Genomic DNA, 15725 nt, shown 5'->3' on the forward strand with positions numbered 1-15725 from the left:
GCTTAACCCCCGCCCGCCCTCGGGCGTCAGGCCGAGAAACGCCGCTGCTCGTCGCCGGGACGGACCGGCGGGCGCTGGCGCTGCCGCACCGACGACCACCGACCCGCGCCGCCGCCCAGCGAGTCCCACCTATGTACTGGATGATCTTTCCCGCGTAGCGTGACCTGCCGTCCCCCGACAGAAACGCCCCGCCCTGCTGTGCCCGTACCGGCATCAAGACACTCCGCCGGCGTGCCCGCAGCGACCGGAGCGGACGACGAAGCAAGGAACGACATCACGTGACGATCTCGCGTACCCGTGGAGGCTGGCTGGCCGCCGTGGTCTCCGCGGCCCTCGCGGCGACCGGTGGCGCACCCGCCCTGGCCGCCCCCGGCTCGCCGGCCGATCCCGGCACCACATCCCCGCGCGCGGCCGACCTGCCCACCCCTCCCGGCGCCCACTCGGTCACTCTCATCACCGGTGACGTGGTGACAACCCGGCGCACCCCGAACGGCGGCACGCTCGACGTGCGGAGTCCCGACGGGGCCCGCACGCCGGTGCGCGTGGTGGAGGCCGGCGACGACCTGTACGTCTACCCGCAGTCCGTGCTCCCCTACGTGGCCGCGAACACCCTCGACAAGCGACTGTTCAACATCACCCAACTGATCGCCGACGAGTACGACGACGCGCACTCCGACCACCTGCCACTGATCGTGTCGTACGCCGACGCCGAGACCGGGCTGCGCGCCTCCGCCTCCCCGGCCGGCGCGACGCGCACCCGCACGCTGAGCAGCATCGCCGGCGCGGCCCTGCAGGAGGACCGCGACCGGGCCGACGACTTCTGGGCCGCGGTGACCGGCACCGCCCACACCGCGAAGTCCACCACGAGCGGCGGCGCCGGACGCTTCGGCGGCGGGATCGCGAAGATCTGGCTGGACGGGCGGGTGCGCGCGGACCTCGCCGACAGCACCGCGCAGATCGGCGCCCCCGACGTGTGGGCCGGCGGCGACACCGGCGAAGGCGTACGCGTGGCGGTGCTGGACACCGGCGTCGACGCCGCCCACCCGGACCTGGCCGACCGGATCACCGAGTCGGCCGTGTTCGTCCCCGGTGCGCAGATGGCCGACCGGGTCGGGCACGGCACCCACGTCGCCTCGACCATCGCCGGCACCGGCGCCGCGTCCGAGGGCGCGGAGAAGGGCGTCGCCCCCGACGCCCGGCTCGTCATCGGCAAGGTGCTCGACGACAAGGGCTCCGGGCAGGACTCCTGGATCATCGCCGGCATGGAGTGGGCTACCCGGGAAGCCCACGCACGGATCATCAACATGAGCCTCGGGGCGGGCCAGCCCAGCAACGGCGAGGAACTGCTCTGCCTCGCGGTGAACTCGCTGAGCGCCGAGACCAACGCCCTCTTCGTCGTCGCCGCCGGCAACGACGGCGGAGCGGGCACCGTCTCCGCCCCCGGCTCCGCGGACGCGGCGCTGACCGTCGGCGCGGTCGACGCCGACGACAAGCTCGCCCAATTCTCCAGCCAGGGGCCGCGGGGCGGCGACGACGCCATCAAGCCGGAGCTGACCGCGCCCGGCGTCGGCATCCTCGCCGCCCGCTCGCAGTACATGGACGGTGAGGGCCTCTACACGACCATGGACGGCACCTCGATGGCCACGCCGCACGTGGCCGGGGCCGCCGCCCTGCTCGCCGCGAAGCACCCGGACTGGACCGGCCAGCAGCTGAAGGACGCCCTGGTGAGCACCACCCGGCCCACCCCGCAGTACACCGCGTACCAGGCCGGCACCGGCCGGGTCGACATCGCCGCCGCCACGAAGGCGCCGGTCGTCGCCACCGGCACCGTCCACACCGCCATCGGCGCGGACACCGCGAGTGGGGGCGACAGCACTCATCCGGTCACCTACACCAACACCACCGCGCAGGCGATCACGCTGGACCTCGCGGTCGACGCCCCGACGGCGCCGACCGGGCTGTTCCGCCTCTCCGCGGCGCAGGTGACCGTACCCGCCAACGGCACCGCCACGGTCACCCTCACCACGGACACCACCCGCGCCGCCACCGGCAGCCGGTACACCGGGCAGATCACCGCCACCGGGCCGGACCGGGCCACGCTGACCCGCACGGCGATCTCCGTGGGCACGTACGTCCCGTACCACTGGCTGCGGCTGGAGGTGACCGACCGGGCCGGCAAGCCGGTCCCCGGGCTGATCGAGTTGGGCCGGGTGGGCAGCTACGAACCGGACTTCATCACCACCGACGACAACGGCATCGCGCAGCTCCACGTGCCCGAGGGCGTCTACTCGGCGATGAGCTTCCTGAACGTCACCGGTAGCCACGGGCCGAACTCGTTGGGCGTGGCCCTGCTCGGTGACCCCGACATCGACCTGCGCGAGGACACCGTGGTCCGGCTGGACGGCACCGCCGTCCGCCAAGTCGAGTCGCGGGTGCCGCAGCAGGCCGCCGACACGTACACCCGGTTTGACTACCAGCGGTCGCAGGGCGAGGGCCGGTGGCGCTCGTTCATCGAGGGCGACGTCTACTACGACAGCTTCTGGGCCGCACCGACCGAGGACGACGTCGAGCACGGCGACTTCTACGTCGGCGCTCGCTGGCGCAAGGAGCAGCCGGTGCTCAGCGTCGGCACCGGGACCGTCGACTTCGACGACGTGGTCCGCCAGCGGGGCACCACCCAGCTCCCGGAGGGCCGATGGAGCCTGCCCGCCGTGTACGCGGGCAACGGCGCGCCGAGCGACTACACCAAGCTCGACGCACGCGGCAAGGTGGTCGTGGTCCGGCACAACGACGACGTCCTCGACTTCGAGCAGGCCGCCGCGGCGAGCGCCGCCGGCGCGAAGATGATGCTCGTCGTCAACGACTACCCGTGGCGCGAGGTGCGCGACTACTCGATCGAGTGGAACCAGCCGGCCCCCTTCGAGGTGGCGCTGCTCGGCATGGACGAGGGCGAGGCACTGATCGAGCAGATCCAGCGCGGGGCGACGACGGTCGACGTGACCTCCAAGCCCGTCGCCGACTACGTGTACGACCTGGTCCAGGCGTACCACAACCGGATCCCGGCCGAGCTGACCCGGACTGAGACGACCCGGAGCCTGGCCCGGATCGACGTCGGCTTCGCCTTCCCGTCGACGCAGAGCCGGGGTGGCGAGTTCCGGTTCGACTGGCCGTCGTACTCGAACTGGGGCATCGGCCGGACCAGCGACCGACCGCTCGCCCCGGTCCGCACCGACTGGGTGTCCACGGGCAGCGACCTGTACGAGTGGGGCCAGGAGGCGTACATCGGCTTCGACAACTACCAGGTCGACAGCAGGACCAGCTACCGGGCGGGCAGCCGCGGGAAGGAGCAGTTCTTCGAGCCGATCGCGCGGCCGCACCTCAACAACAACTGGACCCTGCCCACCCGCTCCGGCGACACCCTCGACATCGACGTGCCCGGTTGGGGCGGCGACGACCACGTCGGCATGGCGATGAACGACGCCACCCAGGTCAACGAGCTCTACCAGGGCGACACGCGTCTCGCGGAGGAGACCACCACCTGGATCAGCGGCACGGCGCCGAGCGCGGGCGAGTTGCCGTACCGGCTGGTGGTCCGTACCACCCAGGACCCGAACGGGAGCCGGTACTCGGCGAAGACCGAGACGCAGTGGCGTTTCCGGTCGAAGGCGCCGGCCGCCGGCGTGGAGTCGAGCGTGCTGCCGCTGCTGCAGCTCGACTATGCGGTCGACACCGACACCGCCGGCACCGCGAGGCGCGACACCGCCCTGACCGTCTCCGCCGCGCACCTGCCCGGCGTCACGGGCGGCGGCGACGTCGGGGCGGTCCGGTTGGAGGTCTCGTACGACGACGGCGCGCACTGGCAGAAGCAGTCGTTGACCCGGACGAAGGACGGTTCCTGGACGGCGAAGCTGAAGGCGCCGAAGGGTGCGTCGTACGTGTCGCTGCGGGCCGGTGCCGCGGACGGCTCGGGCAACGCGGTCGACCAGACCGTCATCCGCGCCTTCGGGCTGCGCTGACCGCCTGACGGTACGAACCCGGGGGTCACGGCGTGTGCCGTGGCCCCCGTGGCTTTCCGCCGGTCGTCCCGGCCCGCAGCCCGCTGAATCCCGCCGGGCGGCGAGGGTCGGGGCCGTCCATTCCGGTGCGGACCGGCCGGGGTCAGTGGCCTCGACGCAGCCGGATCCAGCGGTAGCCGTGACCGGCCAGTTGGAGGCGCTCCAACTTTCCCACCTCGCCGTAGCCACGGTCGGTCAGCACGTCGATCGGTTGGTCCGCCTCCGGCTGGAGCAGGCTGAGGTCCACCTCGACGTCGTCGGTGCCGAGGTTGTGCAGGAAGACCATGGTGCCGGTCGGTCCGTCGGCCCGGTGGGCGAGGACACCGGGTGGCATCGGCACGTCGATGTGGGTGGTCGAGCCGGACCCGATCTCCGGGGCCTCACGCAGGGTACGGATCATCCGCTCGAACCAGGCGAGCAACGACCTCGGGTCACGACGCTGGGCGGTGACGTTGACCTTCTCGTAGCCGTACTCACCCTTGTCGATGACCGGCCGGATCAGTTTGTCCGGCTCGGCGGTGGAGAAGCCGGCGTTCTCCTTGAAGGACCACTGCATCGGGGTACGGATCGCCTGCCGGCCGGGCAGGGACAGGTCCTCCCCCATTCCGATCTCCTCGCCGTAGCGCAGCACCGGCGTGCCGCGCAGCGAGAACTGCAACGCGTACGCCAGCTCGATCCACCGCCGGTCGTTGCCGAGCATGGGCGCCAGCCGGCGACGGATGCCCCGGTTGTAGAGGCGCATGTGCTCGTCCGGCCCGAACCGCGCGTAGACCTGGTTCCGTTGCTCGGCGGTCAGCCGGGACAGGTCGATCTCGTCGTGGTTGCGCAGGAAGGTGGCCCACTGAGCGCCCGTCGGAAGCAGGGGTGTGTCGCGCAGCGCCTCGATCACCGGCTCCGGGTCCTGCCGGGCCAGGGCGAGCATCAGGCGGCCGTTGAGCATGAAGTCGAAGAGCATGTGCAGCCGGTTCGCCGAGCCGCCCCCGTCGCCGAAGTAGACCGGCAGCTGGTCCGGTTCGACGTTCGCCTCGGCCAGCAGGATCGCGTCGCCCCGGCGCCACTGGACGTGCTGACGCAGGTCGGTGAGGAAGTCCAGGTCCTTCGGCGAGTTCGGGTTGCCCGGCTCGGTGAGCTCGATGATGAACGGGACCGCATCCATCCGGAACCCGGAGACGCCGAGCTGGAGCCAGAACGACATGATCTTCTTGACCTCGGCGCGTACCGCCGGGTTCGCCATGTTGAGGTCGGGCTGGAACCGGTAGAACCGGTGGTAGTACCACGCTTTGGCCGTCCGGTCGTAGCTCCACGTCTCCTTCTGCTCACCGGGGAAGACCATGCCCTGCCGACGGTCGGGCGGCTCCTGCTCGGACCAGACGAACCAGTCCCGGTACGGCGAGTCCGGCGAGGATCGGGCGGACTGGAACCACGGGTGCTCGTCGGAGGTGTGGTTGACCACCAGGTCGATGATCACGCGAATGCCTCGGTTGCCGGCCTGGTGCAGCAGCTCGGCGAAGTCGCCGAGGGTGCCGAAGCGCGGGTCCACGTTGTAGAAGTCGGTGGCGTCGTACCCGTCGTCCCGGTTCGGTGACGGGTGGATCGGGTGCAGCCAGAGACAGGTCACGCCGAGCCGGGCGAGGTAGTCGAGCCGGCCGATGAGTCCCGGGATGTCACCGACTCCGTCGCCGTCGGAGTCCGCGTACGTGTCGATGTCGAGGCAGTAGACGACCGCCTCGGAGTACCACCTGTCGCCCATGCCCGTTCATCTTTTCCGATCCGCCGCCCGGGCAAACCGGTTCGCTCTCCCGCGGGTAGCGTGCCGATCATGCGCGACGCATCCCACACCGAACCGGTCGACTGGTCCACCGGCAGTTGGCTGCACCAGCCGGTCCGCGCGGACCGTACGCCGGAGGGTGAGCTCGTGGTGGAGCCGACCGCCGGCACCGACCTCTGGCGGCACACCAGCTACGGCTTCGTGCACGACGACGCTCCGGCGCTGCTCGCCCCGTTGCCCCCCGGCACGGCCGTCGAGGTGAGCTTCCGGTTGGAGTGGACCGAGCAGTTCGACCAGGCCGGCGTGCTGGTCCGGGTCGACGAGCGGAACTGGATCAAGGCCGGGGTGGAGGTCAGTGACGGTCAGCCACAGGTCGGCGCGGTGGTTACCCGGGAACTGTCGGACTGGTCGGTCGCTCCGGTGCCGGAGTGGGCCGGGCGCGAGGTGACCGTGCGGGCCAGCCGCGCGGGCGACGCGCTCACCGTACGGGCCCGGGTGGCCGGGGAGCCGTGGCGGCTGGTGCGGCTCGCCCCGCTCCCGCCCGAGGCCGAGGTGAGCGCCGGCCCGTTCTGCTGCTCGCCGACCCGGGGCGGGCTGGTGGTCCGGTTCACCGGTTGGCGTCAGGGGCCGGCCGACGCGGCTCTGCACCCGGAGGAGTGACGGGGCGCGGCCCCGAGGTGTGGCGCCCCCGTCGGCGGGTACAGGAAGCGATCCCCTCCCGTAGCGGAAAGGATCGACCATGGCGAGCGCCCAGGACGTCGACCCGACCCAGCTCGGCGGGTTGACCGGCTGGGTGGCCGGCGTCATCGACGCGATGGGCGTCCTCGGCGTCGCGCTGCTCGTGGCCCTGGAGAGCGTCATTCCGCCGATCCCCAGCGAGATCGTCCTGGCGATGGCCGGCTTCCTGGCCGGCGAGGGACGGTTCAACGTACTCGTGGTGACGCTCGCCGCCACCGCCGGCTCGCTGCTGGGTGCGCTGATCCTCTACTGGGTGGGCGCCGCGGTCGGCGAGGACCGGTTGAAGCGTTGGCTGGACCGGCTGCCTCTGGTCGACCTGGACGACCTGGAACGCGCCGACAGGTGGTTCGAGCGGTACGGCCGGTGGGCGGTCTTCTTCGGCCGGATGATGCCGGTGGTGCGCAGCCTCGTCTCGATCCCCGCCGGGACGAACCGGATGCCCCTGGTGCAGTTCGTCGTGCTGACCACGCTCGGCAGCGGCCTCTGGAACGGGCTCTTCGTCGGCGGCGGGTACGCACTCGGCTCGCGCTGGCAGCACGTCGAGAGCTACAGCACCTGGTTCGACTACGGCATCCTCGCGTTCTTCGCGCTCATGATCACAATCTGGGTGGTGAAGAAGGTCCGCCGCCGCAGTGGCCGCGATGACCGTCCGAAGGTCACGGCCGGAGGCTGAGCCCGTACCGGCCGAAGGAGCGCCCGGCCGACGTCGCCGGACACCGGGCGCTCCTCAGTCACTCGTCAACGTCGGGCTGTTGCGGTGTCCGCGGGGCTTGCCTGGGGCCGGCGCAGCACCGCCCGCTCCAACGCCGTCCAGGCCGTCGTGGTCACCAGGTAGAGCACCGCGGCCAGCGGGAGCACCAGCGCCACCAGCACGGTCGTGTAGGGCAGCAGCGGCAGCAGCCGGCCGAGCAGCGCCGCGCCCGGCAAGCCGGCCGCCGCGCCGTCGCCATCCCGGGCCGACCCGCCACCCGCGGGCACCGGGACCGGCGTACCGGCGCCCGTCCCGGCTGCGGCGCGGCGCATCCGCCGCGACGACAACCAGGCCAGCACCGCGAGGGCGGTCAGCAGCAGCGCGAAGAGCGGCCCGGCGGCCCCGGCCAGCCCGTCGCCGAAGTGGTGGCCGAGCGACACTCCCGCCAGCCGCTCGTCGAGCAGCCCGGTGCCGCCCTCGGCCGTGCTGAACAGCCGGTACATCACCAGCAGGAAGGGCGCCTGGAGCAGCATCGGCAGGCAGCCCGCGACCGGGTTGGCACCGGCCGACCGGTAGAGCGCGAAGATCTCGCTCTGCAGGCGGGTCGGGTCGTTCGCGTACCGCTGCTGGAGCTCGCGGACCTGGGGCGCGAGCGCCGCACGACGCCGCTCCCCGCAGACCTGCGCGACGGTCAGCGGGGAGATCAGCAGCCGGACGGCCACGGTGAAGAGCACGATCGCGGCGGCCGTGGCGGCGCCACCGGCGATCGGTTCGAGCAGGGCGGTGAGGTGGGCGAGCGCGGTGCCGGCGACGCCGACCGTGGCGTGCAGGGGCGCGAAAGCGAGCATGGCAGATCCCTCGGTCGATTCCGGGTGGTCCCGACCGGGTTGTCAGGCCCGGGCGGAACGGATGACTGCGGAATCGGCCGCGCACGCAGGGTGTCCCGGAACCGTCAGCGGTCCCGGTGGGAAGGCCGGACGGGCCGGCTGCGCTACGCGGCCGAGGGTCGGCGGCCGGGCGCGCGGGGGCGCGGTCGCCCGGGCGCGTCCGGGTCCAGCTGGCGGGGCACCCGCCGGGACCGGAACCGGGCCCGCAGGCCGGTGGCGCGCGCGCCGGCGTGCGGCGCGACGTCGAGCAGCAGCGCCCGCGCGGCGAGCAGGGTGGCCAGCAGCATCGCCGCGCCGAGCGCGGCTCCGGCGAGCAGGCCGGCCGGCTGGTCCGCGAGCATGGCGAGTTGGGTGCAGGCGTACGCCCACAACCCCAACGCGAACCCCGACCCGAGCACGGCGCCACCCTAGGACCGGGCCGCAAGCCCCGCGCTCCGGGCGCGCGCCGGCGGCCGGGGCACGTGCTCGGGCCACCGGCGGCGGGCGGCGGCGCCGACGGGCCGGGCCGGCGTCCGCACGTCGACGACACGCCGGTGCGACACGCCGCACACCCGCCGAGCCGCGTTTTCCGCCTTCGCCACCCTGGGTAACCACCGGGACGAAGCCGGCGCGGACGTACCGCGACCAGCAGGAACGGACGGTGATGGCATGACGGGCCAGTTGGCGGAGGCACCCGAACGGGCGGCGGACGGGACCGACCTGCTCACGGTGGGTGTCGAAGAGGAGTTCCTGCTCGTCGACCCGCACACCGGTGCGGCCGTGCCCGCCGTCGACCTGGTGCTCGAGCAGGTGCCGCCGGAGCTGCGTGGGCAGGTCGAGCGGGAGTTCCAGACCAGCCAGATCGAAATCGGCAGCCCGCCCGGGCTCGAGCTGCGCTCGATCCGGCACTCGCTCGGGGTACTGCGCTCCGCGCTGGCCGACGCCGCCGAGCGGGCCGGCGTACGCCTGCTGGCCATCGGCACCGGGCCGGTGGACGGCCCGGTGCCGCCCGTGGTCGACAAGCCCCGGTTCGATCGGATGATCGAGCGGTTCCGTCTGCTCGTACCCGGTCCCGGCAACAACGGCATGCACGTGCACGTCGGCGTCCCCGACCCGGAGATGGGCGTCCAGGTGCTCAACCACGTCCGGCCCTGGCTGCCCACGCTGCACGCGGTGACCACGAACTCCCCGTTCGCCCGGAGCGAGGACACCGGCTACGCGAGCTGGCGGTCGGTGGAGTGGGAGCGCTGGCCATCGGTCGCGCCCACGCCGTACCTGGATTCGCACGAGCACTACGAGCGGCTGATCCGCCAACTGATCGCCAGCGGGGTGATGCTCGACGAGGGGATGCTCTACTGGTACGCCCGGTTGTCGGCGAAGTATCCGACCGTGGAGATCCGCATCGGGGACGTCTGCCCGTCGGTCGACGACTCCGTGCTCGTCGCGGCGCTCGTCCGGGCGATGGTGGCGACCGCGATCGAGGACATCGGGGCCGGACGTCCCGCCCTCCGCACCGACCATCACCTGCTGGTGGGCGCGCACTGGCGGGCCGCCCACGACGGGCTGGAGGGCGACGGGGTGGACGTGACCACCGGCGAGCTCCGACCGGCGTGGGAGCTGCTGGACCGGTTCGTCGAGCGGATGCGCCCGGCGTTGGAACGCCACGGCGACTGGGCCGAGGTGGCCGACCTGCTCGGCGGGTTGCGCCGGCACGGCACCGGCGCGGCGCGGCAGCGGGCGGTCTTCGCGCGCACCGGGCAGCTCTCCGACGTGGTGCAGGACGTGGCGAGGCAGACCCGCGGCACGCACGTAGCGTGACAGGATGAATCCGTGGCGCAGCGGTTGATCGTGATCGGTGGGAACGCCGCCGGGATGTCGGCGGCGTCCCAGGCGCGGCGCCGCTGCGGCCGGGACGAGTTGGAGATCATCGCCTTCGAGCGGGGACACTTCACCTCGTACTCGAGCTGCGGCATCCCGTACTGGGTCAGCGGGCTGGTGGACGGGCCGGAGAAGCTGGTCGCCCGCGACCCGGAGACGTTCCGCCGGCGGTTCGAGGTCGACGTACGCATGCGACACGAGGTGGTGGGGATCGACCTGGACCGCCGCGAGGTGATCGCCCGGGACCTCGTCGGTGGCGGCGAGGTCCGCGAACGCTTCGACGATCTGATGTACGCCACCGGCGCGCTGCCGATCCGACCGGCGTGGGCGGAGACGAACGTCCATGGCGTGTTCGGGATGCAGACCCTCGACGATGGTGCGGCGCTGATCGACTGGCTGGAGGGCGAGCCGAGGCCGCGCCGGGCGGTGGTGGTCGGCGGCGGCTACATCGGGGTGGAACTCGCCGAGGCGATGCTCCAGCGCGGCCTCACGGTGACCCTGGTCGAGAAGGCCGACCAGCCGATGTCCACGGTGGACGAGGACATGGCGGAGCTGGTCGTCGATGCGATGCGCGAGTTGGGTGTGCACGTCCGCACCGGGATCGGTGTGACCGGGATCGAGGAACGGGACGGACGGGTGAGCGCGGTGGTCACCGAGGAGGGTCCGATCCCGGCCGACGTGGTGGTGCTCGGCCTGGGCGTACGCCCCGACACCGGCCTCGCCGAGGCGGCCGGCATACCGCTCGGGCCGTCCGGAGCCATCCGGGTGGACCGGCGGATGCGGGTGCCGGGGCTACCCGGGGTCTGGGCGGCCGGCGACTGCGTCGAGTGCCTGCACCGGATCAGCGGTATGCCCGTGCACGTGCCCCTCGGCACGCACGCGAACAAGCAGGGCCGGGTGGCCGGCACGAACATCGGCGGCGGCTACGCCACCTTCATGGGGATCATCGGCACGGCGGTGACCAAGGTCTGCGACCTGGAGGTGGGACGCACCGGCCTACGGGAGCGGGATGCCTCGGCGGCCGGATTCGAGTTCGTCTCCGTGGTCGCCGAGTCCACCAACCGGGCCGGCTACTACCCGGGCACCCGCCCGATGACGGTCAAGCTGATCGCCGAACGGCCGAGCGGCCGGCTGCTCGGCGCACAGATCGTGGGCTGGTCCGAGGCGGCGAAGCGGATCGACACGCTGGCTGCGGCCCTGTGGAACGGCATGACGGTGGACGACATGACGGCCCTCGACCTCGGCTACGCACCCCCGTACGCGCCGGTCTGGGACCCGGTGTTGATCGCCGCCCGCAAGGCCGTCGACGTGCTGCACCACCCCTCGCGGTAACCGGCGTGGGCCCGCGCCGACCGCCCGATCTTGTCGGGGGTGCGGGTTAGCGTGCTTCCGTTGTCGCGCCGGTGATCCGCCGGTCGCCCGCCACTTCCCCGGAGGCATCCCCCCATGGCTCAGGAGACGACCTACCTCGAACTGTCCGAAGTGGACGGTGGGGCACACAAGTTCTACGAGGTGGTGGTCGAGGACACTGCCATGACCGTCCGCTACGGCCGGATCGGCGACCAGGGGCAGGTGAAGACCACCGCCTACCCCGACAACGTCCGCGCCCGGGCGGCCGCCGCGAAGAAGATCGGCGAGAAGATCCGCAAGGGGTACGCCCCGGCGGTGCGCGGCGTACGGCAGAAGCGCTCGGTCTCCCGCCGCCAGATCGTCAGCACCCGCTCCACCGCGCGCACCGCGCCGGTGCTCTGGCGTTACGACTCGGGCGCACCCGCCTTCGGCATCTTCGTCGACGGGCAGAGCTGCATGGTGGGCAACGAGCACGGCGTGATCACCACCCTCGGTCACGACGCCCGGGTGCTGAACCAGGTCCGGCTCCCCGATGGGGTGAAGTGCATCGTCGCCGACGACGCCTGGATCTACGCCGGCTGCGACGACGGCAACGTCTACGACCTCTCCGGGAAGGTGCCCCGGGTGGCATACGCGATCGCCCCCGACATCGACATCTACTGGCTGGACATCCACGACGGCGTGCTCGGTGTCTCCGACCGCGAGGGCGGCATCGCCGCGATCGACCACGAGGACGAGTTCCTCTGGCGCCGCCCGGGCCGCGGCCGCTCCGCCTGGATGGTGCGCTGCGACACCGACGCGCTCTACCACGGCCACTCGCGGGGCGTCACCGGCTACGACTGGCGCACCGGCCGGGAGCTGTGGCACACCGACACCGGCTCGGTCCTGTTCGGTTGGCAGGAACGGGACACCGTCTTCGCCGGCACCGGCACCCGTGAGGTGGTGCGGCTACGTAAGAACGGGCGGGCCGAGCGGACGTACCGCTGCGACGCCGCGGTCTTCTCCTGCGCCACCGCCGAGGGCGGCCGCTACGTCTTCGCGGGCGACAGCGCCTCCTCGATCTACTGCTTCGACGAGGCCGGCAACCGGCTGTGGAAGCTCGGCACCGGCTGCGGCTCGGCCTACTCGATGCAATACCACGAGGAACGGCTCTACGTGGTCACCACCAGCGGTCACCTCGCCTGCATCGACGCCAGCGAGCCGGCGATCCGGGCCGCCGAGGCGGGCAGCGTGCCGGACGTCGTCGACGTGAAGGCCCCGGCCCGGCTGCCCGAGCCGGCCGCCTGGACCTCGGTCGAGGTGACCAGCGACGACCGGTCCGGCGTGGTGGTGCAGTGCGTCGAGCACGGCGGCCGGCTGCGCATCCAGGTGCTCTCCGACGGTTACCACCGCGACTGGTCGGTGCAGTTCCCCAAGGGCATCCGCGAGCCGGGGGCCCGCTACCTGGTCACCGAGGTCCGGGAGTCCGGCCGGGGCGGCTTCTACCGGGCGTACGGCGACATCCGCCGGTTGCGCTGACGGCTCCGGTCCGGGGGCGGAGCGGGACCGCCCCCGGACCGGTCTCACCGGCAGGTCCAGCGCACCGCGTGACCTCTTTTGTTCAGGTAGAGCTGCCCACCGAGCACCCGCCCGTCGTCACTGAGGCTCCTGACCCAGCCGTGGGCACTGCCGGCTCTGCCATCCGGTCCCGGCAGGGTCACCGACGTCTTGTCGGTCACCAGCGTGGGAATGAGGGACGACGGAACTCCGGCCATCCAGCCCCGACCGTTGCCGGCCCCTGTGGTCACGGCGGCCGGTAGCACGTCCACCTCCCCGGTCCGCACGTTGATCCGGACCGGGTAGCTCTTCGCCGCACTTCGGGGCTTGCCCGGCAAGTTCCGGGCAGCGCTCCCGGTCACCCAGCCACCGGCGAACGACCCGGGCCAGAACGTGGAGGCGACTCCGCCGGGCACCCGTGGTTGCGGCAGCACCTCCGGTCGGGAGGCCCCCGGCCGCCACACGGCTAGGCGCTGTGGCTGGTACGGCCCCGGCTGGCTCATGTCAGCCACGCGGCCCACGATGGTGCCGCCCTCGTCGATGCCGATCGCCGAACCCGTCCACTCCGGCCCGGGCAGCGGCAGGTCGACCGCTCGCGCCTGGTACGAGTCCCACACCACCGGCCTCTCTTCAACAAAGGGTTCCCGCGCGCTCTCCTCGAACCGCCAGCCGACGATCCGGCCAGCGTCGTTGATCGCCCTCGCGGCACCACGGTCTATCCCCAGCAGGGGGACAGCGACACCGTCATGAACCGCCCGCGGCTGCAACCCGCCGCGCATGGCCATTACCGAGCCCACCGCCAATCCGGCACGGTTTACGTCATAGAGCTGTGCATCCCTGCCGGGGAGCTCGACCTCCCGCACCTGCTCCTGGTCCCAGATCAGGAGGCGGTAGTCCATGGGGGACTGACCGCTCTGGCGGCCGACCAACCACCGGCCGTCGGGGTCGCCGCCTGTCACCTCAGTCCCTCGATCACTGTTCGGTACCGGCAGCAGCGTGGCCCTGCACTCGCCTAGAAACGGTCCGGTCGGCGACGGCGTCGACGCACTCGGCGTCGCTGCCGGTGCGGGTGCCGCCCGCTCGCTCCCGTGGAGGGCCACCGGTAGGACGGCCACCGCCAGCACGCCGAGCGCCGCGGCTCCGGCCGCCGTCACGCGGCGGTTGCGGCGGCGTCGCCGCGCCTCCCGGATCGCCACCCCAAGGTCGACCCGGGGTGGGCGGGTCGGTTCGTCGTCGAGCCGCCGCAGCAGGTCAGCGACCCGGTCCTCGTCAATCCTCATCGTCACCGCTCCTTTCCGGTACTACCGGCCAACTCACGGTCGCCGAGCAGCCGGCGCATCGCGGCCAGCCCGTGTGAGGTCTGGCTCTTCACCGTTCCGGCCGAGCAGCCCAGGGATCGGGCCACCTCGTCGACCGGCAGGTCGTACAGGAAGCGCAGCACCAGCACGGCCCGCTGGCGCGGTGGCACCTGCGCCAGCGCGTCGCGCAGCACCGTGCGCTCCTCGACACCGCGGTCCTCGCTGCGGCGCACGTCGGGCGGGGCCGCGAAGAGCCGGATCCGCCACCAGCCCCGGCGTCGGCCGTCGAGGAAGAGCCGCACCACGATCGCCCGCACGTACGCGTCGACGTCATCAGCCCTGGACGCCCGGGACCAGCGCTCGAAGAGCCGCGTCGCCGCCTCCTGCACCAGGTCGTCGGCCTGGTCGGCGTTGCCGCACAGCGAGTACGCCAGCCGGTGCAACGCCGGCAGCCGCGCACTCAGGTACGCGACGTATTCCTCATCCGATGCATCCGGCATCCAGTTACCTCCGTCGGTTCCACGGGCGTGCCCCGGACGCGTCGATTACGCCGAACCGCGTCCGCCTCCGAGGCACGCTCCTTAGACGGGAACCGGCCGGGATCGGTTGTACGGGTCCCGCACGCGGGGTCCAGGATGGTCGCATGACGGACCGCCTGGAGATTCCCGACGGACTGCGCTGGGTCGAGGGGACCGGGGCGGGGCGGGCCTGGTTGGCCGAGCTGCCGGACCGGGTCGCAGCCTGCGTCGCCCACTGGTCGCTGCGGGTCGGTCCGCCGTTCCCGTACGCCTACGCCTCGCTGGCGATGCCGGCCGAGCTGCCCGACGGTACGCCGGCGGTGCTCAAGCTCCAGTACCCGGACGCCGAGAGCGAGCACGAGGCGACCGCGCTGGCGCGATGGTCGGGTGCGGGCGCGGTCCGGCTGCTCGAACACGACCCGGCGCGGCGGGCCCTCATGGTCGAGCGGGCCGTTCCCGGCAGCCCGCTGCACGAACTTGCGGCCGACGCGGCGTTGGACACGATGGTCGCGCTCCTGCCTCGGCTCTGCGTACCGGCCGGCCCGCCGTTCGCCACGCTCGCCGAGGAGGCCGCCGGCTGGGCGGAACGGATGCCGGGCAAGTGGGAGCGGGCGAACCGGCCGTACGAGCGGCGGCTGCTGGACGCCGCTCTCGGCTTCCTCGCCGACCTGGTGCCGAGCCAGGGCGAGCAGGTGCTGGTCAACCAGGACCTGCACGCCGGCAACGTGCTGCGGGCGACCCGGGAGCCGTGGCTGGTCATCGACCCGAAGCCGCTGGTCGGCGAGCGTGAGTTCGCGGTGGCGCCGGTGGTGCGTGGCGCGGAGCTGGGGCACTCCCCCGCGGCGGTCCGGCACCGGCTCGACCGGCTCAGCGCCGAGCTGGGCCTGGACCGGGACCGGGTGCGGGGCTGGACGATCGCGCAGACGCTGGCCTGGAGTATCGGCGAGGGTGCCGTCTTCCCCGCTCAGGTGGACGTGGTCCGCTGGCTGCTCGACGACCCGCGGTGAGCCTGGACCCCCGTCACCGG

General features: G+C 72.5%; 12 protein-coding genes. 7 read left to right on the forward strand and 5 right to left on the reverse strand.

The window, feature by feature from the left end:
• The first annotated feature begins 278 nt into the window (after positions 1-278).
• Positions 279-4016, forward strand: a complete 3738-nt coding sequence (locus BXA10_RS20035) for a S8 family serine peptidase (RefSeq protein WP_217696816.1) — start codon at positions 279-281, stop codon at positions 4014-4016.
• Between the two features lie 142 nt (positions 4017-4158).
• Here the strand turns inward: BXA10_RS20035 and BXA10_RS20040 are convergent, their stop codons facing one another.
• Complete coding sequence (locus BXA10_RS20040; protein WP_076472011.1) at positions 4159-5805, reverse strand: alpha-amylase family protein; 1647 nt, start codon at positions 5803-5805, stop codon at positions 4159-4161.
• A gap of 69 nt (positions 5806-5874) precedes the next feature.
• Between BXA10_RS20040 and BXA10_RS20045 the strand changes: the two genes are divergently transcribed.
• Positions 5875-6483: a DUF1349 domain-containing protein gene (locus tag BXA10_RS20045; RefSeq protein WP_076472013.1), complete on the forward strand. Its 609-nt coding sequence runs from the start codon at positions 5875-5877 to the stop codon at positions 6481-6483.
• Between the two features lie 79 nt (positions 6484-6562).
• Positions 6563-7234 (forward strand): DedA family protein, encoded by a 672-nt coding sequence (locus BXA10_RS20050; protein ID WP_076472016.1) that lies wholly within the window; start codon positions 6563-6565, stop codon positions 7232-7234.
• A gap of 65 nt (positions 7235-7299) precedes the next feature.
• Here BXA10_RS20050 and BXA10_RS20055 read toward each other — a convergent pair whose 3' ends face one another.
• Together BXA10_RS20055 and BXA10_RS20060 are read right to left on the reverse strand one after the other, a co-directional pair.
• Entirely contained in the window at positions 7300-8100 is an 801-nt protein-coding gene (locus BXA10_RS20055) for a YidC/Oxa1 family membrane protein insertase (RefSeq protein ID WP_076472018.1), read from the reverse strand.
• Between the two features lie 143 nt (positions 8101-8243).
• A complete protein-coding gene (locus BXA10_RS20060) occupies positions 8244-8537 on the reverse strand; it encodes a DUF6412 domain-containing protein (RefSeq protein ID WP_245828324.1) in 294 nt (97 codons plus the stop codon).
• A gap of 250 nt (positions 8538-8787) precedes the next feature.
• On the opposite strand from BXA10_RS20060, the gene BXA10_RS20065 reads away from it, so the two are divergent.
• The 3 genes from BXA10_RS20065 to BXA10_RS20075 all read left to right on the forward strand — a co-directional run bounded on the left by BXA10_RS20065 (position 8788) and on the right by BXA10_RS20075 (position 12864).
• Positions 8788-9936 carry a carboxylate-amine ligase gene (locus tag BXA10_RS20065; RefSeq protein ID WP_076472020.1) on the forward strand — a complete coding sequence of 383 codons (1149 nt, stop codon included), beginning with the start codon at positions 8788-8790 and terminating at the stop codon, positions 9934-9936.
• A gap of 12 nt (positions 9937-9948) precedes the next feature.
• Positions 9949-11328 carry an FAD-dependent oxidoreductase gene (locus BXA10_RS20070; protein ID WP_076472022.1) on the forward strand — a complete coding sequence of 460 codons (1380 nt, stop codon included), beginning with the start codon at positions 9949-9951 and terminating at the stop codon, positions 11326-11328.
• A gap of 114 nt (positions 11329-11442) precedes the next feature.
• Entirely contained in the window at positions 11443-12864 is a 1422-nt protein-coding gene (locus BXA10_RS20075) for a WGR domain-containing protein (RefSeq protein WP_076472024.1), read from the forward strand.
• 44 nt (positions 12865-12908) lie between these two features.
• On the opposite strand, the gene BXA10_RS20080 is transcribed toward BXA10_RS20075, so the two are convergent.
• Both BXA10_RS20080 and BXA10_RS20085 read right to left on the reverse strand, forming a co-directional pair.
• Entirely contained in the window at positions 12909-14162 is a 1254-nt protein-coding gene (locus BXA10_RS20080) for a hypothetical protein (protein ID WP_076472026.1), read from the reverse strand.
• A 2-nt stretch (positions 14163-14164) separates the two neighbouring features.
• Positions 14165-14680 (reverse strand): SigE family RNA polymerase sigma factor, encoded by a 516-nt coding sequence (locus BXA10_RS20085; RefSeq protein WP_076472029.1) that lies wholly within the window; start codon positions 14678-14680, stop codon positions 14165-14167.
• 143 nt (positions 14681-14823) lie between these two features.
• Between BXA10_RS20085 and BXA10_RS20090 the strand changes: the two genes are divergently transcribed.
• Complete coding sequence (locus tag BXA10_RS20090; RefSeq protein ID WP_076472031.1) at positions 14824-15705, forward strand: aminoglycoside phosphotransferase family protein; 882 nt, start codon at positions 14824-14826, stop codon at positions 15703-15705.
• The last annotated feature ends 20 nt before the right edge of the window (positions 15706-15725 follow it).

The organism is Micromonospora avicenniae (genome assembly GCF_900156065.1).
Lineage (GTDB): Bacteria > Actinomycetota > Actinomycetes > Mycobacteriales > Micromonosporaceae > Micromonospora > Micromonospora avicenniae.